General features: G+C 64.4%; 20 protein-coding genes. 11 read left to right on the top strand and 9 right to left on the bottom strand.

What is annotated here, in order from left to right:
• The first annotated feature begins 133 nt into the window (after positions 1-133).
• The 4 genes from NFI08_RS15705 to NFI08_RS15690 are packed head-to-tail and all read left to right on the top strand — an operon-like array spanning position 134 to position 4,003.
• Complete coding sequence (locus NFI08_RS15705; RefSeq protein WP_045994008.1) at positions 134-739, top strand: helix-turn-helix domain-containing protein; 606 nt, start codon at positions 134-136, stop codon at positions 737-739.
• Entirely contained in the window at positions 736-1,395 is a 660-nt protein-coding gene (locus NFI08_RS15700; protein WP_045994009.1) for a response regulator transcription factor, read from the top strand. Before NFI08_RS15705 ends, NFI08_RS15700 begins: the two co-directional genes overlap by 4 nt.
• The gene (locus NFI08_RS15695; RefSeq protein ID WP_108448811.1) at positions 1,392-2,801 is read left to right on the top strand and encodes a sensor histidine kinase; all 1,410 of its coding nucleotides are present in this window, start codon (positions 1,392-1,394) and stop codon (positions 2,799-2,801) included. The genes NFI08_RS15700 and NFI08_RS15695 overlap by 4 nt, the downstream gene beginning before the upstream one ends.
• Positions 2,798-4,003 carry an ABC transporter substrate-binding protein gene (locus NFI08_RS15690; RefSeq protein WP_253028828.1) on the top strand — a complete coding sequence of 402 codons (1,206 nt, stop codon included), beginning with the start codon at positions 2,798-2,800 and terminating at the stop codon, positions 4,001-4,003. Before NFI08_RS15695 ends, NFI08_RS15690 begins: the two co-directional genes overlap by 4 nt.
• Positions 4,004-4,137: 134 nt before the next feature.
• On the opposite strand, the gene NFI08_RS15685 is transcribed toward NFI08_RS15690, so the two are convergent.
• The 5 genes from NFI08_RS15685 to NFI08_RS15665 form a co-directional block, all read right to left on the bottom strand.
• Entirely contained in the window at positions 4,138-4,458 is a 321-nt protein-coding gene (locus NFI08_RS15685; protein WP_409360217.1) for a septal ring lytic transglycosylase RlpA family protein, read from the bottom strand.
• Positions 4,459-4,637: 179 nt separating this feature from the next.
• The gene (gene cobA, locus NFI08_RS15680; RefSeq protein WP_108448812.1) at positions 4,638-5,480 is read right to left on the bottom strand and encodes a uroporphyrinogen-III C-methyltransferase; all 843 of its coding nucleotides are present in this window, start codon (positions 5,478-5,480) and stop codon (positions 4,638-4,640) included.
• 201 nt (positions 5,481-5,681) lie between these two features.
• Positions 5,682-7,148: a sodium-dependent transporter gene (locus NFI08_RS15675; RefSeq protein WP_108448813.1), complete on the bottom strand. Its 1,467-nt coding sequence runs from the start codon at positions 7,146-7,148 to the stop codon at positions 5,682-5,684.
• Between the two features lie 236 nt (positions 7,149-7,384).
• Complete coding sequence (hppD, locus tag NFI08_RS15670; protein WP_108448814.1) at positions 7,385-8,473, bottom strand: 4-hydroxyphenylpyruvate dioxygenase; 1,089 nt, start codon at positions 8,471-8,473, stop codon at positions 7,385-7,387.
• A gap of 216 nt (positions 8,474-8,689) precedes the next feature.
• On the bottom strand, positions 8,690-9,295 hold the full coding sequence (locus tag NFI08_RS15665; protein ID WP_108133064.1) for a LysE/ArgO family amino acid transporter: 606 nt from the start codon (positions 9,293-9,295) through the stop codon (positions 8,690-8,692).
• A 153-nt stretch (positions 9,296-9,448) separates the two neighbouring features.
• On the opposite strand from NFI08_RS15665, the gene NFI08_RS15660 reads away from it, so the two are divergent.
• On the top strand, positions 9,449-10,339 hold the full coding sequence (locus NFI08_RS15660; protein ID WP_045994014.1) for a LysR family transcriptional regulator ArgP: 891 nt from the start codon (positions 9,449-9,451) through the stop codon (positions 10,337-10,339).
• 91 nt (positions 10,340-10,430) lie between these two features.
• Here NFI08_RS15660 and NFI08_RS15655 read toward each other — a convergent pair whose 3' ends face one another.
• Complete coding sequence (locus NFI08_RS15655) at positions 10,431-10,733, bottom strand: MTH1187 family thiamine-binding protein (protein ID WP_045994015.1); 303 nt, start codon at positions 10,731-10,733, stop codon at positions 10,431-10,433.
• A 215-nt stretch (positions 10,734-10,948) separates the two neighbouring features.
• Between NFI08_RS15655 and cfa the strand changes: the two genes are divergently transcribed.
• From cfa to NFI08_RS15640, 3 genes are all read left to right on the top strand, one after another.
• Positions 10,949-12,115, top strand: a complete 1,167-nt coding sequence (cfa, locus tag NFI08_RS15650) for a cyclopropane fatty acyl phospholipid synthase (protein ID WP_108448815.1) — start codon at positions 10,949-10,951, stop codon at positions 12,113-12,115.
• A gap of 332 nt (positions 12,116-12,447) precedes the next feature.
• Positions 12,448-13,380, top strand: coding sequence for a GGDEF domain-containing protein (locus NFI08_RS15645; RefSeq protein ID WP_108448816.1), 933 nt, complete (start codon positions 12,448-12,450; stop codon positions 13,378-13,380).
• A 106-nt stretch (positions 13,381-13,486) separates the two neighbouring features.
• Positions 13,487-15,445: a RecQ family ATP-dependent DNA helicase gene (locus NFI08_RS15640; RefSeq protein WP_124804875.1), complete on the top strand. Its 1,959-nt coding sequence runs from the start codon at positions 13,487-13,489 to the stop codon at positions 15,443-15,445.
• 113 nt (positions 15,446-15,558) lie between these two features.
• Here NFI08_RS15640 and NFI08_RS15635 read toward each other — a convergent pair whose 3' ends face one another.
• Entirely contained in the window at positions 15,559-17,121 is a 1,563-nt protein-coding gene (locus NFI08_RS15635; protein WP_045994019.1) for a sigma-54-dependent transcriptional regulator, read from the bottom strand.
• Positions 17,122-17,405: 284 nt separating this feature from the next.
• Here NFI08_RS15635 and phhA point away from each other — a divergent pair, with 284 nt between their 5' ends.
• Genes phhA through NFI08_RS15620 form a run of 3 tightly spaced genes read left to right on the top strand, consistent with a single transcriptional unit; the run spans position 17,406 to position 19,907 of the window.
• Positions 17,406-18,326 carry a phenylalanine 4-monooxygenase gene (phhA, locus tag NFI08_RS15630; RefSeq protein WP_124804876.1) on the top strand — a complete coding sequence of 307 codons (921 nt, stop codon included), beginning with the start codon at positions 17,406-17,408 and terminating at the stop codon, positions 18,324-18,326.
• Between the two features lie 38 nt (positions 18,327-18,364).
• On the top strand, positions 18,365-18,715 hold the full coding sequence (locus NFI08_RS15625) for a 4a-hydroxytetrahydrobiopterin dehydratase (RefSeq protein ID WP_045994020.1): 351 nt from the start codon (positions 18,365-18,367) through the stop codon (positions 18,713-18,715).
• A 1-nt stretch (position 18,716) separates the two neighbouring features.
• On the top strand, positions 18,717-19,907 hold the full coding sequence (locus NFI08_RS15620; RefSeq protein WP_124804877.1) for an amino acid aminotransferase: 1,191 nt from the start codon (positions 18,717-18,719) through the stop codon (positions 19,905-19,907).
• A gap of 322 nt (positions 19,908-20,229) precedes the next feature.
• On the opposite strand, the gene narL is transcribed toward NFI08_RS15620, so the two are convergent.
• Both narL and NFI08_RS15610 read right to left on the bottom strand, forming a co-directional pair.
• Complete coding sequence (gene narL / locus NFI08_RS15615; protein WP_045994022.1) at positions 20,230-20,874, bottom strand: two-component system response regulator NarL; 645 nt, start codon at positions 20,872-20,874, stop codon at positions 20,230-20,232.
• Between the two features lie 92 nt (positions 20,875-20,966).
• On the bottom strand, positions 20,967-22,808 hold the full coding sequence (locus NFI08_RS15610) for a histidine kinase (protein WP_108448820.1): 1,842 nt from the start codon (positions 22,806-22,808) through the stop codon (positions 20,967-20,969).
• Between the last annotated feature and the right edge of the window lie 55 nt (positions 22,809-22,863).

Here is a 22,863-nt window from a genome sequence, read left to right as displayed (position 1 = left end):
TGTAAGGCAGAACGTCGTTCCCTTGGATGGAAAGCTAAGCCCGGATAGCATCCGGGTCAACGCGCGATCGCGTAATTCCGACCAAAGTTGAATGCCAGCGACATCATTCGCTATCACCGACAGGAAGGTTCACATGGCACAGGATCGCGTCGAGGCGGTCGAACGGGCCCTCTCGGTCCTGGAGGTCTTCGATACTCCTCAGGATAGTTTCAGTCTGGCAGAACTGGCCGACGCCACCGGCTTCTACAAGAGCACCCTGCTCAGGCTTCTGGCCTCGCTGGAACGCTTCGACTACACCCAGCGTGGAGAGGATGGCCGCTGGCGCATTGGCGGTGCTCCGGTGCGCCTCGCCCGTCGCCACGCCCCCAGTCGCGATCTCGCGGCACTGATCCAGCCGCTGCTCGACGGCCTGGCGCGACAACTCGGCGACACCGCCAGCCTGCTCGAGGTGACCGCCGGCGTGGTTCACTGTCGCCTGGCCGCCCTGCCCGATCAGAGCCTGCGCCATGACCTTGTTCCCGGCAGCCAGTGGCCCCTTCGAGACACCGACGCTCCGGCGCCGGCCCTTGCGGGAGGCATCATGGTGTGTCGGCGGCTGCCGCTGGAAGGTCGCCACGAACTCTGGCTGGCCCTGTCCGGGCCCGAGGGACGGTTGGACACACACATCGCCGCGACACGGCTCGACGAGGCGGTGACACAGTTGATCGATCAGCGGGACACCCAAGGGAGGCGCGCATGACACTGCTGCTGGTGGAAGACGATCGGCTTCTGGCCGAGACCCTGGTCGATGCCCTCGGCATCGCAGGCCACGAGGTTGTGCATCTCGACAACGGCATCGACGCCCGCGACCGCCTCCAGGGAAATCACCGACTGGACATGGTACTTCTGGATCTGAACCTTCCTGGGCTCGGCGGCCTGGAGGTGCTGGAGGCGTTGAGGCGCCACGACAGCTCGACCCCGGTGCTGATTCTCACCGCTCGCGGCGCGGTAGAAGATCGCGTGCGAGGGCTCGACCTGGGTGCCGATGACTACCTGGCCAAGCCCTTCTCGCTGGAGGAGCTGGAGGCCCGGGTACGCGCCCTGATGCGTCGCCGCGCCCCCTCCGGCCTGATCACCGTTGGCGAACTCAGCTTCGATAGCCTGGCCCAGCGCTTCAGCCTGGGCGACGAGGCGTTGGCACTGCCTCCGCGAGAGCAGCGCCTGCTGGGGTGCCTGATGCGGCACGCCGGCCAGCCGGTGGACAAGGCTACCCTGGTGCGTGAAGCCTTCGGCGAGGAGGAACTCGGCGACAATGCCATCGAGGTCTACGTGCATCGTCTGCGCAAGCGCCTTCAGGGGCATCGAGTGAACCTGCGCACGGTGCGCGGTCTCGGCTACCTGCTGGAAGCACCATGAGCGGGGATTCACTGCATCGCCGACTGTTGACCTGGCTGCTGCTGCCGATGCTGATCGTCGGCTCGGTGGTGCTGTGGCGGGCCTGGCTGGACGCTCGCCAGACCGCCGACCGGGCCTTCGACCGGCTGCTCGACGCCGCCAGTCTGTCGATCGCCGAACAGGCCCAGTGGCAGGACGACCGACTATGGCTCGACCTGCCTCCGGCGGCCCTGGAAATGCTCGCCTCGCGCCACGACGAACGGGTGTTCTATACCTTGGTGGACGCTCGCGGTGAGCGGGTCACCGGCAACGCCGACCTGCCCGGTATCGAAGGCGCCGCCCAGGACGCGAGCGACGTCGTCTATGGCGACGTTGACTACCACGATATGCCTCTGCGCCTCGGGGTGCGCCGCTCTCGGCTTGAGGACTGGCGCCTGCGCGAGCCCTTCGAGATCCGGGTCGCCCACACGCGCGAGGGGCGCGACGCGCTCAGCGGCGAGCTGTTTCGCCAGAGCCTCGCCTACCTGCTGGCGGTGGCGGTGCTGTCGGTGGCCGCCCTGCTGATCGCCATTCGCCTGGCGCTGGCACCGCTGACACGACTGCGACGCCAGATACGCACCCGTGATCCGCGCACCCTGGCACCGCTGGAATTGCCGCTGCCGCGAGAGCTGGCCGAGCTGCGTGACACCGTCAACGAGCTGCTGGCACGGATGCGTCGGGTCAAGGCCAACCAGGAACGCTTTATCGGCGACGCCTCGCATCAGCTCCGAACTCCCCTGGCGGGACTTTCCGCCCGGGCCGAACTGGCCCTGCGCCAGGACGACCCCGCCACCTGGCGCTCGGCCCTGGGCGCCATGCAGACCACCAGCCAGAGCGCCTCGCGCCTGGCCATGCAACTGCTGTCACTGACCCGCCTGGACAATCCCGAGTTCCAGCCCGAACTGGCCCCCACCGATCTGGTTCAGGTCGCCCGTGAGGCGGTGATGGCCCATTGGCAACGCTGTCAGCGCGCCGGCGTCGACCTTGGTCTGGAGGCGCCAGAGGCACCGGTGCACGTGCAGGGGCTCGACTGGCAGCTGGGCGAGGCGCTGGCCAATCTGATCGACAACGCCTGCCACTACGGTGCCAGGCACATCACCGTCGAGGTCAGCGCCGACCCGATCGCTCTGGCGGTCGTCGATGACGGCCCAGGCATCCCCCACGAGCGTCGACTGCTGGTACTGCGCCCCTTCCACCGCGGTGAGCACACCAGCGAAGGCTCGGGTCTGGGCCTGGCCATCGTCGACGGCATCGCCCGCACCCACGGCGCTCGACTGAGCCTCGGTGACGCCCGGGAAGCACCACCGCCGGGCCTGCGAGTCAGCCTGCAATTCGGCGAAGGCGTCGACAAGGGATCGACGTCCGCCCCTTCACGGAGCCAGCCATGATATCCCGCACCCTTGCGCTGCCCCCCTGGATGACCGCCGTTGTCACGCTGGTGGCGTCGCTAGCGCTGTGGTCGCTTCTGCCTGATGAGTCCCTGGCGCAATCCATACCCGAGGCCGGGTCCGACTCCCCCCTCGAGGCATACCCGGGGAACGCCTCGCAGCAGCCAGCCTACGATGAGGTCACCTTCGAAGGGACAGGAGAGTCGTCAGATGCGCTGGTGATCCACGCAGCCCTGGATATCCCCTACGCCCTGCCGCTACTCGAGGACTTCCATCGTCGTCATCCGCGCTACACCATCACCTACCGCAACTTCTCGACGCTGGACGTGCATCAGCGCTTTCTCGACGCCCCCGCAGAGGCCGATGTGGTCATCTCGTCGGCCATGCCCTGGCAGTACCTGCTGGTCAACGAGGGTCACGCCCAGAGCATCGACACCGCCATCACCCAGCGCTGGCCGGACACGGCCAAGTGGCGTCAGGAGCTGTTTGCCTTTACCTTCGAACCCATCGTGATGGTGGTCAGCCGCCGCCTCGAGCAGCGCCTCGGCCCCGTCGACAGCCGCGCCGATCTGCTCGGCCTGCTGGCCGAGGCGCGCTCGCCGCTGCAAGGACGCCTGGTCACCTACGACCCCACCTCCAGCGGCGCCGGCTACACCTACGCCATCGAGGAGTCGCGCCTGTCCCCGCGCTACTGGGATCTGGTGGCGGCGCTGGGCAAGGCAGATACCGCCCTGGTGAATACCACCGGCGCCATGCTGGAAGGCCTCAGGCAGGGTCGCTACGACATCGCCTACAACGTGCTGGGCAGCTATGCCCGGGAAAGGATCGCCGATGACCCCGAGCTCAGGCTGGTGATTCCCGACGACTATGCCCTGGTCATTCGACGTCTGGCCTTCGTGCCTCGCCAGGCGCCGCACGCGGGGGCGGCGCGCCGCTTTATCGACTACCTGCTGAGCGCCGACGGCCAAAGGGTCATCGCCGAGGCCGGCGAACTCGGCGCCCTGCACCCCCAGCTGGATGGCCCGGGCACCGCCACCGCCATGCGCCGCGACTACCCTGACGGCCTGAGGCCGATTCCTCTGAGCCCCGGCTTGCTGGCGACCCTCGATGAGTTGAAGCGCACCGCACTGCTCGCCCGCTGGCAGCGCGAATTTCACGATCAGCCGGTCGATACCCGGGCGATCGAGCAGTTCTCGCGGTGACGATGCGCCCTGCTATCGTTGCGCAGACACGACAAGGCCCGCCAGGCAAGCCTGGCGGGCCTTGGTCGATCACCTGCGATCGCACATCTTCGTTTCGACGTACCGATGCTTGTGGCCCCTGTTGGTGCCCCGGGTCAAGCTCCGGGCAGGTAGGTCAGAAGGACCGGCGCGGTGCCGCGCTTGAGCATGCCTAGCTCGCGGGCGGCACGCTTGGACAGGTCGATGACCCGTCCCTGGACGAAGGGGCCGCGGTCATTGATCTCGACCTCGACGCTCTGGCCGGTATCACGACGGGTGACCAGCACCTTGGTACCGAAGGGCAGACTGCGATGGGCGGCGGTCAGCGCCTGCTGGTCGAAGGACTCGCCGCTGGCGGTTCGACGCCCCTGGAAGCGATCGCTGTAGTAGGAAGCCTGGCCGCGCTGGGAAGCAACCTCTCCGTCGTCACGGGCCATTGCCGGCGCGCTCGCAAGCGACGCCATGGCCAGAACAACGGCGGCCGCCCAGGCGGCCATGGTCGATCGACCGGACAACATACGACGCAGAGAAATGGACAACATCATCTTCACCTCAGGTAACCCGCGAGACGCGGGGATTCAGAGCCTGGTGCGAAGTCTCCAGCGATGGCGCACGTTCAATCCGAAGAACGTTCTCGGGGTGACGGATGCTTGCCGTGCATCCACCCACGACTCCCCGCTTGCGCATGATCGAACCAGGCCAGTTGCTCGTGCAGCGATACCACGCTGCCGACGATGATCAAGGTGGGCGGTCGAATGATATCCCGATCATTCAACTTCGGCAAATTAGCCAAGTTGGATAGATGGACGCGCTGGCGCTGGGTAGTTCCCTGTTCGACCAGCGCCACCGGGGTGTCCGGGCTCAGTCCCTCGCCGATCAAGCCCTGGCTGATGTAGTCGAGACTGCCAAGCCCCATGTAGAACACCAGCGTCTGACCGGGGCTTGCCAGCGCCCGCCAGTCGAGTTCGCACCCCCCTTCCTTCAAGTGCCCGGTGATAAAGCGCACCGACTGGGCGTGATCACGATGGGTCAAAGGAATGCCGGCGTAGGCGCTGCAGCCGGAAGCCGCGGTGATGCCCGGTACCACTTCCACCTGAACGCCTTCGGCCACCAGGGTCTCAAGCTCCTCACCGCCACGACCGAAGATGAAAGGGTCGCCCCCCTTGAGCCTGACCACACGCTTGCCCTGACGGGCCCAGTCGACCAGCGAGCGATTGATGTCCTCCTGGGGCAGGCTGTGATCGGAGCGAGCCTTGCCGACGTAGTAGCGATCCGCCGATGCCGGCACCAGCGCCAGGATTTCCTCACTGACCAGTCGATCGTGCAGCACCACCTCGGCCTCGCACAGTCGCCGCCAGGCTCGCAGGGTCAGAAGCTCAGGATCGCCGGGACCGGCACCGACGAGACTCACGCTACCGGCCGGAAAGCCACTGTGGGCAGGCAACTGGGAAGGGCTCATGACGGTGGACTCCAGAGTGAACAACGAGCGATGACAACGGGCATCATTATGCCATGTCGGAATTAAACGTCCACTTCGTTATTACCAAAAACACACTTCATTGCTGCTGCAAGGCGTCGTCACCCCAAACCAGAACGCCGCCTTCCCCGACGGAGAAAGCGGCGCTCTGGCGGCTTTGGCAGGGTCAGTGGGGTGACTGTCTTACCCCTTGGCGCTCAGCGTCCGCCGCAGCCTCGGGCTGAGGGTTTCACCGAGACCGGTCATCACGACCAGGATCAGTGCCAGCCACAGCCAGTGAGCGGCGAAATCCACAGCGACGATGCCCAGCGCATCGACGAAGATCACCAGGATGCCCAGGGGACTGACGTAGCGCACCATGAACAGCCACAGGGCGTGTATGCCCGCCGGCAGATCCAGTTCATCGCGTACCGCCTCACTCTTGAGGAAGAAGCCGGCCAGCAGCGCCATGCCGAGTCCGCCCAGCGGCATCATCAGACGCGAGGTGAGGAAGTCGAGCCAGTCGAAGAAGTGCTTGCCGGCCAGTGTCCAGTCGGCACCGATATTGAACGACAGCATCGCCAGGGTGCTCATCAGCCACAGCACGATGCCGGTGCCCCAGGCGGCCGCCTTGCGGCTGATGCCCTTGTTGTCGTTGAGCCAGGACACCGTGGCCTCGACCATCGAGATCGAGGAGGTCAGCGCCGCCATCGACAGCATGATGAAGAACAGGATGCCAAACAGCGTGCCCATCGGCATCGCCTGGAACGCCAGCGGCAGGCTCATGAAGATCAGGCCGGGGCCGCTGTTGGGCTCCATGCCGTTGGCGAAGATCACCGGGAAGATCGCCAGCCCCGCCATCAGCGCCACCAGGGTATCGGCCACCGCGACTGTCAGGGTGGTACGACCGATGGAAGCACGTCTCGGCAGGTAGCTGCCGTAGGTGAGGATGGCCCCGGAGGCCAGTGACAAGGTAAAGAAGGCATGGCCCATGGCGGCCAGCATGCCTTCGCTGGACAGGCTGGAAGCCTTGAAGTCGAACAGGAAGTGGACGGCCTGACCGAAGCCACCGGAGAACATGCCGTAGACGATCATGATCAGCAGCATGATCACCATGCCCGGCATCATCCAGCCGACGCTCTTCTCGATGCCCTGCTGCACCCCCTTGCCAACGATCACCATGGTGGCCACGGTCACCAGGGTGCTCCAACCGCCGAGGCTGAAGGGGTTGGCATTGTTGGCGCCGAAGATGGCCGCCATGTCATCGACGCTGGAACCGACCAGTCCGCCGGAGATCATCTTCCACAGGTAGGCGAAGGACCAGCCGGCGACCACCACGTAGAAACTCAGGATCAAAAAGCCGCAGAGCATCGCCATCCAGCCGAACAGCGACCACAGCGAACTGCCTCCGGATTCCTTGACTACCCGGCGAATGGCGTCGATAGGGCTGCCCCGACCACGCCGCCCCAGGGCGATCTCGGTCATCATGATGGGCACACCGACCGACAGGATACAGACCAGGTAGACCAGCACGAAGGCGCCGCCGCCGTACTCTCCGGTCATGTACGGAAATTTCCAGATATTGCCCAGGCCCACAGCGGAGCCGGTCGCGGCCAGAACGAAGCCCCAGCGGCCTAGCCACTGGGTGCGAGAGGGTTCATTGGTTGTCATGACTCACCAGAGATCGCTTGCGCACTTTTGTTTGTCCACCATGGCGGTGGCGCCCTGAAAACAGCCTGAAACAGCACAGACCCAGGGCATCCAGCGCGCCATTGTGACGGATTTTGTTGTGATTGGGCAGGCCGACGACGCAAAGTCGCGGCCAAGGGCCTACCTGGCGAAGGATCCGCTGCCGCTCACCTGGCCGACAAGACGCCAGTGACGACAGCGGCTGTAGCCGACCGACGTTAGTCGGCGTCGAGGACACCGCGGCGAATCTGATCTTCCTCGATGGATTCGAACAGCGCCTTGAAGTTGCCCTCGCCGAAGCCGTCGTTACCCTTGCGCTGGATGATCTCGAAGAAGATCGGACCGATCACGGTCTCGGTGAAGATCTGCAGCAGCACCCCCTGATCCGGACCGCCATCGATCAGCAGGCTCAACTCACGCAGATCCTCGACCCGCTCTTCGTGGTTGGGCACTCGCACATTGACCTTCTCGTAGTAGGTGTCGGGGGTGGACAGGAAGCGAATGCCGTTGGCCTTCAGCGCGCGCACCGTGGCGTAGATGTCGTCGGTGGCCATGGCCAGGTGCTGGATGCCCTCGCCGTTGTACTCGCGGATAAACTCGGCGATCTGGGAGTTGTCGTCGGCGGACTCGTTGATCGGGATATGCATCTTGCCGCAGGGTGCGGTCATGGCGCGGGAATGAAGCCCGGTCTTCTTGCCCTCGATGTCGAAATAGCGATTCTCACGGAAGTTGGCGATACGGGTATAGAAGTCGGCCCAGGGATCCATCTGACCCCTCGCCACGTTGTGGGTCAGGTGATCCAGCACCTTGAGACCAACGCTGTTGTCCTGAGCCGAGGTGCCGGCGATGGGCTCGAAGTCGATGTCGTAGATGGTACGTCCCTGTTCGTCGACCCGATCATCGACGAAATACAGCAACGAACCACCAATGCCCTCCACCGCCGGAATGCCGACCTCGCCAGCACCGACAGGGTTATCGACCTGACGGGCGCCCTGATCGATGGCGTAGGACAGTGCCTGACGAGCATCCGCTACCTTCCACGCCATGGCGCAGGCGCCCGGACCGTGAATCTCGGCGAACTTGGCGGCGTGACTGCCGGGTTCCGCGTTGAGCACGAAGTTCACCCCCTCCTGCTGAAACAGGGTGACCCGCTTGGAGCGGTGGCGGCGCGTCTCGGTAAACCCCATGGCGAGAAACAGCTCGCGCAGGGCGTCGATGCCAGCCTGATCCGGGGCGCTGTATTCGACGAACTCGAAGCCATTGGTGCCGATGGGGTTGTGGGTATCGATGGGAGCGACTGCGGTCATGTGGGCCTCCGTCATTGTGATTGTCACTCCCCATCCTAGGCTCCTCGACACGCGCCCCCCATCCCCCCGGAGCGGCTTGAGGTGGTAGCGCACACGCCCCGGCATCGGCCAGCTGTAGCGCTGGCGTGACACCCCGTGTGCGCTCTGCACCCCAGGCGTCACGAAATCCTTACACGACGTCACGCTGGCATGACAGGCTGCCTATCGCTGGGACCTTTACAGCGTCAGCGTCACCAGCTGCCACGCCACCAGCAGCATGATCACGGCGATGATCCCGTCCACCCACTGCCATGCCCTCGGGCTCTTCAGCCGCGGTGCCAGGGCGCCGGCGGCGCTGACCAGACCGAAGAACCAGACAAAGGAAGCAATGGTCGCCCCCACGTAGAACCCCACCGGGCTCTCTTGCAGCGAACCGATGGCGCCCAGCATCACCAGGGTGTCCAGATAGACCTGGGGGTTGAGCAGCGTCACCGCCAGGGTCGCCAGCACCACCTGGGCAAGGCTGGCACTGGAGGCAGACGATGCAACGTCCATGCCCCTGGGCCGTCGAACCCGACCAATGGCCAGCCAGGCCTGCCAGGCAAGGAAGGCGGCGCCGCCGTAGCGCGCCAACAGCATGGCCCCTTCACTCTGGGCGATCAGGGCGCCGAGGCCCATCACCCCCAGGCCGATCAGCACGGCATCGCACAGGGCGCAGATCCCCGCCACCCACCAGACGTGTTGTCGCCTCAGTCCCTTGGACAACACAAAGGCGTTCTGCGCGCCGATGGCAATGATCAGTCCCGCTCCGGTGCCCACGCCCTGGATCAGTGAAAGCCACATGGTCTGTCCTTCCTCACGATGATTGTCGACGCTGCGCCGATGTTGGGCGCTGCTGGATGTGGCAGAGACTAGGGCAAGCTGGTAAATAAGAGAAATCACTTCTCCCACTACCTCATTACCATTTCTTATACTCAAGGAAATAGATAGACGCCCATGCTGGACTACAAACTGCTCGATGCACTGGCCGCCGTGCTGACCCACCAGGGCTTCGAGCGCGCGGCCCGTGCGCTGGGGCTGACCCAATCGGCGGTATCCCAGCGCATCAAGCTGCTGGAGGCTCGCCTGGGACAGCCGGTGCTGGTGAGGGGCTCCCCGCCGACACCGACCGAACTGGGTCAACGGCTGTTGAACCACGTGCAGCAGGTACAACTGCTGGAGGGCGAGTTGATCCAGGATGCACCGCAGCTGGCACTGGGCCACCGTCAGCTACGTATCGCCATCAATGCCGATAGCCTCGCCACCTGGTGGCCGGGCGCCATCGCCGGCTACCTCAAGCATCAGGCGATTACCCTGGATCTGGTCATCGAGGATCAGGAGGTCGGACTTGAACGCATGCGCCTGGGAGAAGTGGCTGCGTGCCTGTGCGCAAGCGACATGCCGGTCCAGGGCGCCAGGGTCATCGCCCTGGGCGTGATGCGCTACCGCGCACTGGCGAGTCCCGACTTCATGGCCCGACACTGCCCCCAGGGCGCGGACGCCGGTTCTCTGGCCCAGGCGCCGGCCATCATCTTCGGGCCCAACGATCAACTGCAACACCGCTTCATGGCGGCCCATGGCGTCAACGGCCCCTTCCCGCACCACCGCTGCGCCAGCGTCGAGGGATTTCTGCGCCTGGCCCACGCGGGCCTCGGCTTCGGGCTCATTCCCGAAATCCAGGCGTATCGGGAGCTCTCGACGGGGGAGCTTGAGGACGTGGTGCCGGGCTGGCATCTGGACGTACCGCTGTACTGGCACTACTGGCGCCACGGCGGCGAGCCGCTGGAGCGACTCGGCCGCCACCTGGCCGACCAGGCCGGACACCATCTGTTGCCACCTGCGGATTGACCGGGCCCGGCAAGGTACCCGCCCCGTCTCATGCAGCGATCAGCGTCGCGAGGTCGGGGCAGGCGGTAAAGTGTGCTTTCGAAGTGTGCCGTCAGTCACCCAGGCGTCGTGCCACGCTCTCGACCTTGTCTGCCATGCTCTGATCGCGGTCGGTCCGGGTACCGAGTTTCAAGGTGGTGGTGATGCGTGGCGCCCCCATCTCGTGCACCACCTCATGGCAGCGCTTGACCACCGCCATGACCTCGTCCCAGGGGCCTTCGATATTGGTGCCATAGGCGTGCATCTGGTGGCTGAGACCGGACGCCTGGATCTCCCGCTGGCAAGCGGCCACGTGGTCGGAGACCGAAACGCCCACACCCAGGGGGACCACGCAAAGATCGACGATAACGTGCATAACTTAAGCCTCCTTGATTCTGTGCCAACCCGCCCGCGTTCTTCGCTGGAAAGGCATGCCAGCTGAACTATGCTGTTTTGCAACAATAAAGATAGCCGAAGGTGATTCAGGCCCCTGCCGAGGTGGCGGTCCTGGCCTCACTTCGGAGCGGGCGACTCTCCTGCCCGCTTCTCGTTTCTTCGGACATGCCGCCTGCACAGACACCAGGAGGCCACATGACCAGCGACGCCCGCCCCCATCCCATCGCACTGCCGAACAATCGCCCTCGACGGATCATCGAGCAGTTGCTCGAGGGCTCGGGCATTCGCCTCAACGGACCTGAACCCCACGATATCCAAATCTATCATCCCGATCTGTTCGCCCGCATCCTGCACCAGGGCACGCTGGGGCTCGGGGAAGCCTACATGGATGGCTGGTGGGAGGCGCGGCGTATCGACCAGCTTGCCCATCGGCTGCTGCGCCACGGTCTGGGCCAACGCTCGCGTAGCGCCGCGAGCCACCTCTTCTATCGCCTGCAGGCGGGCTTCTTCAACCTCCAGAGTCGCGCCCGAGCCTATCAGGTCGGCGAGGCTCACTACGACCTCGGCAATGACCTGTTTCGGTATATGCTGGACGACACCATGTGCTACTCCTGTGGCTACTGGCGCCAGGCAACGACGCTGCATCAGGCCCAGCTCGCCAAGCTCGACCTGGTCTGTCGAAAGCTGGCGCTGCGCCCTGGCATGCACCTTCTCGACATCGGCTGCGGCTGGGGCAGCCTGGCCGAGCACGCCGCACGTCACTACGGCGTCAGCGTGACCGGTATCACCATTTCCCGGGAGCAGGTGGCACTGGCCAGGGAGCGCTGCCAGGGCTTGCCCGTCGATATCCAGTTGGCCGACTACCGCGACCTGCAAGGCCAGTACGACCGGATCGCCTCGATCGGCATGTTCGAACACGTAGGACAGCGCAACTACACGACCTTCTTTCGGACGGTGGCCGACCTGTTGCCGGATGACGGACTCTTCCTGCTGCATACCATTGGCTCCAATACTTCTCGCATCACCGCAGACCCCTGGATCCATCGCTACATCTTTCCCAACGGCGTGTTGCCGTCCGCCCGCCAGATCTGCCAGCACAGCGAGGAGACGTTGATGGTGGAAGACTGGCAGAACTTCGGCTCCGACTACGATCTCACCCTGCTGGCGTGGCTAGCCAACCTTGACGCCTGCTGGCATGACATTGCACGTCACTACAACACACGGCACTGCAATGAACGCACCTATCGGATGCTGCGCTACTACCTGGCGATCTGTGCCGGAGCCTTCAGAGCGCGCTACCTGCAACTGTGGCAGGTGGTATTCTCCAGGGGGCGAGAGCTTCGCTATGACGCACCCCGGTAGCCACGAGGTCGCCGGAAATGCGCGCGCTTTCGGTGAATCATGACGGGAACCTGCCTAGTCACTCTCGCTGCGGCATATCCTTGATCAAGCCCTCACGCCGATGTCTGCCGATCGATCAGCGACCGGCTTCACGGCCACAACGCCCGCCACCAGCGGCCCTGCGTAAACATTCAAGCCTTTCCTCCCTATGGCGTAATCCACAAATGCAGAGTTTTGTCTGATATTTCTTAGTCCCTTGGACTGATATACCCGCAATACCCTGCCTTTAAGATGGTGATGAAGGCCCGATACCTCGGGTTGACCCGCCATCCCGTGGCCAAGGACTGCCTGCTATGGAAGATCGTGACCCGCCGTCACCCTCCCCGACCTGCGACGAAAACGCGAGTCTTGTTTGCCTCAAGCGTGTCCCTGGGGTGCTGTTCACCCTGAAGCGAGACGCGCGCGGTCGCCTGCAGCTACCTGCAGTGACCGGTGAAGACCCGATGACGCCTCGCCTTGAGCCACTGCTGGCGATCAACGACGTGCGTCAGCGGCTCGGCGATCTGCTGGGTGACGCCTATGGCGAATTCATCCGGGCCATCGAGCACTCTGCCCACTGGCTGTCGCCGGTCTCCACGCGACTGCGCCTGCCGATCGGCGAACTCACCCCGCACTGGTACTCGCTGGAGGCCCTGCCGGAACGCTCCGAAGAGGGCATCCTGTGGCACGGCCTGCTGGTGGACATCGAGGATCAGGTCGCCGAAGAGCAACGTCTTCGCTACCTGTCCGGCACCGACGAACTCACCGGGCTGACCAACCGACGTTCGATGATGGGACACATCGACAAGATCGCCTCCATGTCCAACCGCCATGGCACGCCGCTATCGCTGTTGCTGATCGACCTGGACCACTTTGCCCTGATCAACGACACCTGGGGGCGCGGACTCGGTGATCGGGTGCTCTGTCAGATCGCCGCCCTGGCATCCAGCCAGTTGCGCCAGGAGGACATGCTGGCACGCATGGGCAGCGACGAATTCGCCCTGCTGCTGCCGATGACACCCGCTGGCAGAGCGCGCGAGCTGGCGGAACGCCTGCGCGAGAGCATCTCTCGTCAGGATTTCGGCATCGGTCGCCACAAGGTCACCGTCAGTATCGGCGTCTCCGACTTCGTTCGCGGCTTGAGCAGCGCGCAACTGATGCAGCAGGTCCACACCAACCTGATGGAAGCCAAGCAGCAGGGCCGCGATCGCGTGATCCAGCGCTGGCTGCCCCAGGGATCATCCTGACACCGCCACCTGAGCTGGCACGTCGTCGCTTCATGCCGGTGACTGTTTTGGGTACCCTTGCCCCCGATCCTGCCGCTGTCACAGGGCCCGCCATCAGGGAGCCAGCATGTCCACCACCATCGACCAGACCCTCGAGAACGTCTTCGGCCACCGCGACTTCAGGCCAGGACAGCGGGAGACCATCAACGCCATCGCAGAAGGCCGCAGCGCAGCGGCGATCTTCCCGACCGGCTCGGGCAAGTCGCTGTGCTATCAGCTACCGGCATTGCACCTGCCCTACCTCACCCTGGTGGTATCTCCTCTACTGGCGCTGATGCAGGACCAGCTGGCGACGCTGACCTCGCGCGGTATCGCCGCCGCCAGCATCGATTCGAGTCAGGATCGCGATCAGGCTCGGGAGGTCATGGCAGCGGCCCGCAACGGCCAGCTCAAGGTGCTGATGGTATCGGTCGAACGCCTGCGCAATGAACGCTTTCGCGCCTTTCTGCGCGACGTGCGGGTCTCCTTGATGGTGATCGACGAGGCCCACTGCCTGTCGGAATGGGGACATAATTTTCGCCCGGACTACCAGAAACTGCCCGACTATCGCCGGGAGTTCGGCATCGACCAGGTGCTGCTGCTGACCGCCACCGCCACGCCCAAGGTCATCGATGACATGCGTCGAGGCTTCGATATCGCGCCTGACGATGTCATCACCACCGGCTTCTACCGCGCAAATCTGGACCTTGCCGTCACCCCGCTGCCCGCCGACAACAGGGCTCGCCATCTGGCCAGTTGGCTGGCGCCAAGACTCGGCAACGGCGGCACCATCGTCTACGTCACCCTGCAGCAAAGCGCCGAACGCCTGGCGGCCTACCTCAAGGCCGCCGGGCTCGAGGTCGCCGCCTACCACGCAGGGCTCGACAGTGAGACCCGCCAGCGACTGCAGGCCGACTTCATGAGCGGACGCCTGCCCGGCATCGTCGCCACCATCGCCTTCGGCATGGGCATCGACAAGGCCGATATCCGCCAGGTGGTGCACTTCGACCTGCCCAAGTCCATCGAGAATTACAGCCAGGAGATCGGACGCGCCGGGCGCGACGGCAAGCCGTCGGAGTGCCTGATGCTGGCCGGACGTGAACACCTGCCAGTGCTCGAGAACTTTATCCATGGTGACGTTCCACCGCTGTCGGGCATCGAAGCGGTATTGACCGATCTGGCGGATGCCTCCGAGACCTGGGAGCTGTCACTCAACGCCCTGTCACGCCTCTCGGACATCCGCGAGCTGCCGCTGAAGACGCTGCTGGTCAAGCTGGAACTGGCCGGCGTGGTACGCGCCAGCCACAGCTACTTTGCCGAGTATCGCTTCAGCCTGGCGATCGAACCAGACGCCCTGCTCGCCCGCTTCCCCGGCGAGCGCGGCGCCTTTCTCGGCGCACTGCTCGATGCCTCGCACAAGGCCCGTACCTGGTATCGGCTGGACTTCGAACGCCTCGACCAGCTGGGCCAGCAACGCGGCCTCGACACCTCCCGCCCACGGGTGCTCAAAGCGCTCGACTACCTGGCGGAACAGGGGCTGATGCGCCTGGAAAGCAAGCAGATGACCGAGGTCTACCACAAACTCGCGGCCGTGGACCCCGGACGGCTGGCTCCCGAACTGCATCAGCAGTTCGTCGAGCGCGCGGGGGTCGAACTCGAGCGGCTCGACGCCATGCTGGCGCTGTTCGAGGCCGACGACTGCATCAGCGCGCGACTCGCCGACTGGTTCGGTGACCCCAACGCCCCCCGACGCTGTGGCCACTGTTCGGCCTGTCGCGGCGAGACCGCCATCCTGCCGCCCGCCCCGGCTCCGGCGCTCCCGGACGAGGGCGAACTGCGAACCTGGCTGACGGGCCTGGCCCAGGCACTGGAAAGTGTCGAGCCAGGCAAGCCGCTGGACCTGGAGCTTGCTACCCGCTTCCTGTGTGGCGTCATCAGCCCGCGCCTGAGTCAGGCCAAGGCGCGACGCCTGCCGGGATTCGCCAGCCAGGAAAGCGCCCGCTATACCGACGTCAGGCAGGCCCTCGCACCACTATTCGAAGGCTAGCCTTGCGACCGCGAGCTATTCGACCGCCAGCTATTCGACCGTGAGCAGTGGGCCTCGATGCCCCGTCGGTGCCTCGAGCCCCCTCAGTCTCACTTTCACTCTCACACTCACCGTCAGCCTTCGCTGCCGGTGATGCCATAGCGATTCAGCTTGTTGGCGATGGTGGTGTGGGATACGCCAAGGCGCCGCGCCAACTGGCGACTGGACGGATGCTGGGGGTACAGCGAGGCCAATACGCGCCGCTCGACCTCGCCCAGGATGTCGTTGAGCGAGCCGTCCAGGTCGATACCGGCAAGACCCGCCGGCGCCCCCGAGGCCGGCAGCCGCAGATGGGCCGGCTCGATGAGCCCGGTCTCGCACAGCGACACCGCCTGGAACAGCACGTTCTCGAGTTGCCGCACATTGCCGGGCCAGTGATAGCTGGCCATGCGCGCCAGTGCCGCGGGGGAAAGCGCAGGCAGCGCGCAGCCGATCTGGCGCGCGGCTCGGTCGACAAAGTGCCCGGCCAGGGCCTCGATGCCATCCAGGCAATCCCTCAGCGGCGGAACGCTCAACGACAGCACGTTGAGGCGATGATAGAGATCCTGACGAAACAGCCCCTGGCCGCACAGGGCCAGCAGATCCTGCTGGGTGGCACAGATCACCCGCACGTCCAGGTAGGTCTCGTCATCGGCGCCGACCCGGCGAAAGCCTCCGTCCTGCAGAAAGCGCAACAGCTTGGCCTGCAGCCGCGGACTCATCTCGCCGACCTCATCGAGGAAGATGGTGCCACCGGCGGTCAGCTCCAGCAGACCCAGCTTGCCCTCGGGGCGAGCGCCATCGAAGGCGCCCGGGGCATAGCCAAACAGTTCGGTCTCGGCCATGGACTCCGGCAGGCCGGCGCAGTTCAGCGCCATGAACGGCGCCTGGCCGCGCTGGCTGGCCAGGTGACAGGCCCGCGCCAGTACCTCCTTGCCGGTGCCGGTCTCGCCAAAGATCAACAGCGGCGCGTCCAACGGCGCCATGCGCCGCGCCTCGTGGATCAGGGAGGCGAGTCGGGGGCTGGCCGCGAACATCGCCTCGAAGCCGCGCATCTCCTGGCGCTGCACCTGATAGATACGCTCGCCGATGCGATCGGCGCTATGCAGCGTGACCACAGCACCGGCCAGCGAGGCCACGTCGTCGTGGTGTTCGCGATGCAGCGGCGCGATATCGGCCAGGTAGGTGGCGTCCTTGAGCCGGATCCTGAGCCCGTTGACCCGAGCATTGTTGCGACGAATCACTTCCGGCAGGTCGAGCTCCGGCAGGTAGCGATTCAGCGACAGCCCGGGCACCTCGTCGACGCGCACGCCGAGCAGCTGGCTCGCCGCCCGGTTGGCCGCCACCAGGTGCCCCTCCATGTCGATGGACATCACCGGGTCGGAGAGTGACGACAGCAGCGCCTCCAGCTCGAGCTGGTGGCGCTCGCTGGGCATCAGGCTGACCCGGCGCACCCCGAATACGCCGGACACCTGCTCGAGACTGGGCTTCAGCGTCGCCAGCTGGGCGTGCAACAGCTGCGGCACGTGCAGATAGATGGCGTTGCCATGCTCTCCGCCCACCTCGCCCCGGGCGACGTTGACCCCGTAGTCGGCCAGCAGGGCCACAATGTCGCGAAGGATGCCGACACGATTCTGGCAGTGAACTCTCAGGCGCATGAAGGGAATGGCTCCGCAAAAGGGTCACACCATCTGAAGTTTCCGTCAGGCTGGTCTGACTCGTATGTCAAGATTTCGTTACAGCCTATCGAAGACAGAGGAGCGCGTCCTGCATCTTTGGTCGATAGACACCATCTCGAGCACCAGCTGTAAAGATTTCCTGACAGAAAAGGGCCGCCTTCTGGTGCCTATCCCCCCGATGCACGGCTGCGTGACGAAAGCCCCCATGCCTAGACTCGACTCAGTCTCGATACCACAACAGTCGACAATCGCCGGGAGACACCATGCACGCACCTTCTTCGTCCACCCCGTCCACCAAGGGCACCGCCTATCAGGCCCGTGAGCCGGATGCCGACGGCATCATCCATTGGAGCGAGGTCGAGAACCGAACCTGGCAGACGCTGATGGAACGCCAGCTGACGTTGATCGAAGGGCGCGTGTGCCAGCAGTATCTGGACGGCCTCGAGCGCCTCGGCCTGCCCAGCGATCGTATTCCGCAACTGGGCGACGTCGATCGGGTGCTACAGCAAGCCACCGGCTGGCAGACCGCCCAGGTACCGGCCCTGATCCCCTTCGACACCTTCTTTCAACTGCTGGCCAACCGTCGTTTTCCGGTCGCGACCTTCATCCGTACCCCCGAGGAGCTGGACTACCTCAAGGAACCGGACATCTTCCACGAGATCTTCGGCCACTGCCCGATGCTGACCAACGAGGCCTTCGCCGAGTTCACCGCCACCTACGGCCGCATCGGCCTCGCCGCCGAACCCAAGGACCGGGTCTACCTGGCCAGGCTCTACTGGATGACCGTGGAATTCGGCCTGGTGGACACCCCACAAGGCCGGCGCATCTATGGCGGCGGTATCATCTCCTCGCCCAAGGAGACCCTGCACGCCCTGTCCGACACCCCTGCACATGCGCCCTTCGACGCCCTCGACGCCCTGCGCACCCCCTATCGCATCGACATCCTGCAGCCCCTTTACTACGTTCTGGACAGCCTCGACCGGCTTCAGGAACTGTCCCGGCGCGACCTGATGGCACTGGTCGAGGAAGCCAAGGCGCTGGGGTTATTCGAACCGCGCTTTCCGCCCAAGCCCAATTCAACGACCAAGCCCAAGCCAACGCCCGGCGAGAACGGCGAGACCGGCGAGACCGGCCCCATCGCCCACGACGGTGCCGACAACGACCGACGCAGCGAACACGCCTGAACATCCACATTCCCTCACCGACACCACCAGGAGACAGCATGAACGACACCACCCAGACCCTCACCGAGCAGTCCTGCGAAGCCTGCAGCTGGGACGCCCCCCACGCCACCGAGGACGAGATCGAACAGTGGCACGCGCAGATCCCCGAGTGGCGGATCGTCGAGCGCGATGGCATCATGCAACTGGAGCGGAGCTACAAGTTCCGCAACTTTCGGCAGGCCCTTGCCTTTACCAACAGCGTCGGCGAGATCGCCGAGGAAGCCGGCCATCACCCGGCCCTGTTGACCGAGTGGGGCAAGGTCACCGTGACCTGGTGGTCCCACGAGATGAAGGGCCTGCACAAGAACGATTTCATCCTAGCGGCCAGAACCGACGAGGTAGCAAGCTAAAATGTTCGAGAAGATTGAGCGGGTTCCCGGGGATGCCATCCTCGGGCTCATCGAGGCCTTCAAGAAGGACACCAATCCCCAGAAGGTCGATCTTGGCGTCGGCGTCTACCGCGATGCAAAGGGCAACACTCCGGTGATGCGTGCGGTCAAGGAGGCCGAAGCCCTGCTGCTCAACAACGAGACCACCAAGACCTACATCGGCTCACACGGCGCCGCCCAGTACGGTGCCGTGGTGCTGCCGATGGTGCTGGGCCAGGACTCCCCCGTGCTCGAGGCCGGCCGCGCCAGCGTCACCCAGTCCCCCGGTGGTACCGGCGCCCTGCGCCTGGCGGCGGACTTCGTCGCGACCCAACTGCCTGGCAAGGGCATCTGGGTCAGCGACCCGACCTGGCCGAACCACCACGGCATCTTCACCGCCGCCGGCATCGAACTGCACAAGTATCCCTACGTGGACGCCGACAACCGTCTCGACTTCGACGGCATGCTGGAAGCCCTCAAGCAGATCCCCCAGGGCGACGTGGTGGTGCTGCACGCCTGCTGCCACAACCCCACCGGCTTCGACCTGAACCACCAGCAGTGGCAACAGGTGCTTGAAGTGGTCCAGCAGCGCGACCTGCTGCCACTGGTCGACTTCGCCTACCAGGGCTTCGCCGAGGGCCTCGACGAGGACGCCTACGCCGTTCGCCTGCTGGCCGAGAACCTCGACAACGTGCTGATCACCAGCTCCTGCTCGAAGAACTTCGGCATCTACAACGAGCGTACCGGCGCCCTGATCGTGGTGGCGAAGAACAGCGACGAGATGGAGAACGTCCGCTCGCAGATCGCCATCGTCGCCCGTGAGAACTACTCCAACCCGCCGGCCCACGGCGGCAGCATCGTGGCCGAGATCCTCAACTCTGCGGAACTCGCCGCGGTGTGGCGCGAGGAACTCACCGAAATGCGCGATCGCATCAACACCCTGCGTCGTGACTTCGTCGAGGCCTTGAAGCCCTACGGGCTGGACCAGAAGTACGCCCACATCGCCGAGCAGCGTGGCATGTTCTCCTACACCGGCCTGACGCCGGAACAGGTGGACCGCCTGCGTGACGAGTACGGCATCTACATGGTGCGCTCGGGCCGCGCCAACGTCGCCGGCTTCTCCCAGGAGAACCTGCCGTACCTGGCCAAGGCGGTGGCCGCCGTCAACGACTGACGCCCTGCCTGCTGGCTCTGCCAGCCAGCAAACGACGCCCGGGCCTGCCCCGGGCGTTGTCGTATCTGGACGAACTTCCCGGCGCCACCGAGCGCAACCACCATTCCTGCAAGCCTGTTTCTGCAAGCCCTGGGCTCTGTCCGAAAAGCCGACGAGCGTAGGCAGGTTTCGCAAAAGCCCTAGGCGCAGTCCGAAAAGTCGACGAGCGAAGGTTAGACAAGGCAAAAATCGGTGAGAAAGCGCAGTTTACGGGGTGTAAATGAGCATTTTGATCCGATTTTTAACGCCGTATTACCGAGCGCAGGCACTTTTCAGACAAGCCCTAGCCCAGGCCATGCTTGGTGGCCCACACCGCTGCTTCCACCCGTGAGCGCAGGTCCAGCTTCTTGAACAGATGCTTGACGTGGACCTTGACGGTGCCCTCGGCGATGTCCAGCTCACGGGCGATCATCTTGTTGGACAGGCCGCGAGCCAGGGTCCGCAGGATGTCCCTCTCTCGAGCGGTCAGGCACGACATGCCGTCGTCGCCCCCTGCCGGCAGCTCGCCCTTGACCACGCTGGCCAGCAGCGACGCCATCTGTGGCCCCAGCACCACCTGACCCTGGGCCGCCTCGCGAATCAGCCGCAGCACCTCCTCGGGGTCCATGTCCTTGAGCAGATAGCCATCGGCGCCTTCCTTGAGCGCGCGCACCACGTCGTCGTCGGAGTCGGACACGGTCAGGATCACGATACGGCTCTTGACCCGGGCGTCACGCATCCGCCGGAGCACCTCGATGCCGTCGATGGGCTGCATGTTGAGGTCGAGCAGGATCAGGTTGGGTTGCAGATCGACGGCCTTGCGCACCGCCTCGGCGCCATCCGAGGCTTCACCGACCACCACCAGGCTAGGATCCATGTCCACCAGTTGACGCACCCCACGCCGGAACAGGGGGTGATCGTCCACGATCATCAATCGAAGCATGCTCATAGTGCTATCTCCAGAGTGGTTTCACCCGACCCGCTGCCGGGCAACACGTTCAGCAGGCCACGTCGTCGCGACCTCGCGCCCGTGAAAGCCCATCACTCGGACGCCACAGGTAACTGCGCCAACAGACGCGGCAGAAAGCGGACGGTCACCACGGTACCGCAGGGCTTGATGCCCCTGACCGTGAGCTTTCCACTCAGGCTTCGTGCCCGCTCCTCCATGATCGCCATCCCGTGGGACATGGAAGGATCGGATTGCGGTCCGATGCCTACACCGTCGTCCGTGACCGAAAGTTGATAGTGCCCCGTGTCGTCGACGGCGAGGCTGATGGTGCAGTGCCGAGCACGTGCATGGCGGGCCACGTTGGACAGCGACTCGCGCACGATCTGCAGCACATGAATTTCCTCGTTGGGGGTCAGCGACAGCCCGCTCCACTGGCCTTTCAGGGTCAGCTCGAAGTCGCCCCGCTTGGAGTACTCCAGCACCGTTTCCTCCAACGCCGCTTCCAGACCCGACTCATGGATGCGCAGACGAAAGGTGTTGAGCAGCTCCCTGAGCTGGCGGTAGGACGAATTGAGACCGTGCCGGAGTTCCGCGACCACCTGCGCCACCTGCTCGTGGCGTTGCTGATCGAGCTGCATCTGTAGACGGGTGACCTGGATCTTCAGGTAGGACAGCGACTGCGCCAGCGAGTCGTGAAGCTCTCGCGCAATCACCGCGCGCTCATCCATCAGCGCCAGCCGACGCTGTTCGTCGGCCTTCTCGGACAGCGACAAGGCCGCGGCAATCAGCCCGGCCACCGTCTCCACCAGCTCGATCTTCCACTGGGCAAGCATATGGCCGGGAGGCTGATGGACACGCAACTCGCCAAAATCCCGACCCGCTTCGCGCACCCTGACCGCATATTCATTGCCGTTGGCATACAGTCCGGCAGCCGCCTTGTCTGATATTTCACGGCCGCGCGATGGTTCCTGAACGAAAGCGCTTTCCGCGCCGGGGCGAGAGCTGAGTCTGACAATATCCTTGCCATTGCCTCCCATGGACAGGCGCAGCTCGAAGGGGCCTTCGTCGGTCACCGCCTCCAGCTGGCGCAGCACTTCCTCGAGCTCTTCCCGGGTCAGCGGAGTGACCCCATTGAGACGCCGCGCGGTCAGATAAAGCATACGCAACGCATCATTGCTGCGCTTCAGTTCATGGGTCTTCGCCGCGACACGCTTTTCCAGCTGACCGTACATTTCCGACAGGCTGGCATTCATCTTGTTGATTGTTCTGGATAACAAGCCTAACTCGTCGTTACCTCGGTAGATGGTTCTCCCCGAAAAGTCACCGACCATCACGCCATTTACAACGCGAATAAGGTCACGAAATGGCGGCATGACACCGCAGACTATTCGATAGACAACCATCACCATAAATATCACGAGAACGGCGAGTGATGCCCCCTGAAAAACCTCAAGAAATACGACCTTTGACTCGGCATATTCTTGAAGCCTTCCCACCAGAATATCGACCTTGTCGACGAACTCTGCGACCTTGTCATCCAGCCGAAAGACGTCACCACCTTCGAAATCCACCGTGTTGGGACGCAGGGTTTCGTGCCAGCACTCCACCACCCTGTCGTAGGCCTCTCTGAGCGGATCATCGGCGTCCACCGGAATCAGCGCGATGATCGCCCCCGCAGCCAGCGTGGCCTCCATCTGTTCGTGCTGCCAGCGTCGCCTGGGGTGATCCGCCGGCAGCAACTCCGACGTCGCCAGCAGTCGATAGGCCTGCATTCGCAGCGAGCCCGCCTGGTTGATGGCGTCGGCGTAACCTCCCGCGCTCTTTGCGATGACGATGGAGCCCAGCAGGCTGACCAGGGCCAGACAGGATATCGCCGCCATGGCGACCAGCATGCGCAGCATCAGTGATCGGCGCAGGTAAAAGGCGCCGTTCATCTACTACACCTTCCCTTTTTGACCCAGATCAAGGGTTTCATCATCTAGAATTTTC

The sequence above is a fragment of the Halomonas sp. EF61 genome (genome assembly GCF_040147045.1).
GTDB classification, from domain to species: domain Bacteria; phylum Pseudomonadota; class Gammaproteobacteria; order Pseudomonadales; family Halomonadaceae; genus Halomonas; species Halomonas litopenaei.
This window is presented reverse-complemented; position numbering and strand designations above follow the sequence as displayed.

Excerpts from the sequence above, each read along its gene's own strand:
- cobA (WP_108448812.1), bottom strand. The coding sequence starts at position 5,480 with ATGAGCCCTTCCCAGTTGCCTGCCCACAGTGGCTTTCCGGCCGGTAGC.
- NFI08_RS15665 (WP_108133064.1), bottom strand. The coding sequence starts at position 9,295 with ATGTGGCTTTCACTGATCCAGGGCGTGGGCACCGGAGCGGGACTGATC.
- NFI08_RS15640 (WP_124804875.1), top strand. The coding sequence starts at position 13,487 with ATGTCCACCACCATCGACCAGACCCTCGAGAACGTCTTCGGCCACCGC.
- NFI08_RS15700 (WP_045994009.1), top strand. The coding sequence starts at position 736 with ATGACACTGCTGCTGGTGGAAGACGATCGGCTTCTGGCCGAGACCCTG.
- NFI08_RS15705 (WP_045994008.1), top strand. The coding sequence starts at position 134 with ATGGCACAGGATCGCGTCGAGGCGGTCGAACGGGCCCTCTCGGTCCTG.
- NFI08_RS15695 (WP_108448811.1), top strand. The coding sequence starts at position 1,392 with ATGAGCGGGGATTCACTGCATCGCCGACTGTTGACCTGGCTGCTGCTG.
- NFI08_RS15655 (WP_045994015.1), bottom strand. The coding sequence starts at position 10,733 with ATGCACGTTATCGTCGATCTTTGCGTGGTCCCCCTGGGTGTGGGCGTT.
- NFI08_RS15645 (WP_108448816.1), top strand. The coding sequence starts at position 12,448 with ATGGAAGATCGTGACCCGCCGTCACCCTCCCCGACCTGCGACGAAAAC.
- NFI08_RS15625 (WP_045994020.1), top strand. The coding sequence starts at position 18,365 with ATGAACGACACCACCCAGACCCTCACCGAGCAGTCCTGCGAAGCCTGC.
- hppD (WP_108448814.1), bottom strand. The coding sequence starts at position 8,473 with ATGACCGCAGTCGCTCCCATCGATACCCACAACCCCATCGGCACCAAT.
- NFI08_RS15635 (WP_045994019.1), bottom strand. The coding sequence starts at position 17,121 with ATGCGCCTGAGAGTTCACTGCCAGAATCGTGTCGGCATCCTTCGCGAC.
- NFI08_RS15690 (WP_253028828.1), top strand. The coding sequence starts at position 2,798 with ATGATATCCCGCACCCTTGCGCTGCCCCCCTGGATGACCGCCGTTGTC.
- cfa (WP_108448815.1), top strand. The coding sequence starts at position 10,949 with ATGACCAGCGACGCCCGCCCCCATCCCATCGCACTGCCGAACAATCGC.
- NFI08_RS15660 (WP_045994014.1), top strand. The coding sequence starts at position 9,449 with ATGCTGGACTACAAACTGCTCGATGCACTGGCCGCCGTGCTGACCCAC.
- NFI08_RS15610 (WP_108448820.1), bottom strand. The coding sequence starts at position 22,808 with ATGAACGGCGCCTTTTACCTGCGCCGATCACTGATGCTGCGCATGCTG.
- narL (WP_045994022.1), bottom strand. The coding sequence starts at position 20,874 with ATGAGCATGCTTCGATTGATGATCGTGGACGATCACCCCCTGTTCCGG.
- NFI08_RS15620 (WP_124804877.1), top strand. The coding sequence starts at position 18,717 with ATGTTCGAGAAGATTGAGCGGGTTCCCGGGGATGCCATCCTCGGGCTC.
- NFI08_RS15675 (WP_108448813.1), bottom strand. The coding sequence starts at position 7,148 with ATGACAACCAATGAACCCTCTCGCACCCAGTGGCTAGGCCGCTGGGGC.
- phhA (WP_124804876.1), top strand. The coding sequence starts at position 17,406 with ATGCACGCACCTTCTTCGTCCACCCCGTCCACCAAGGGCACCGCCTAT.
- NFI08_RS15685 (WP_409360217.1), bottom strand. The coding sequence starts at position 4,458 with ATGGCCCGTGACGACGGAGAGGTTGCTTCCCAGCGCGGCCAGGCTTCC.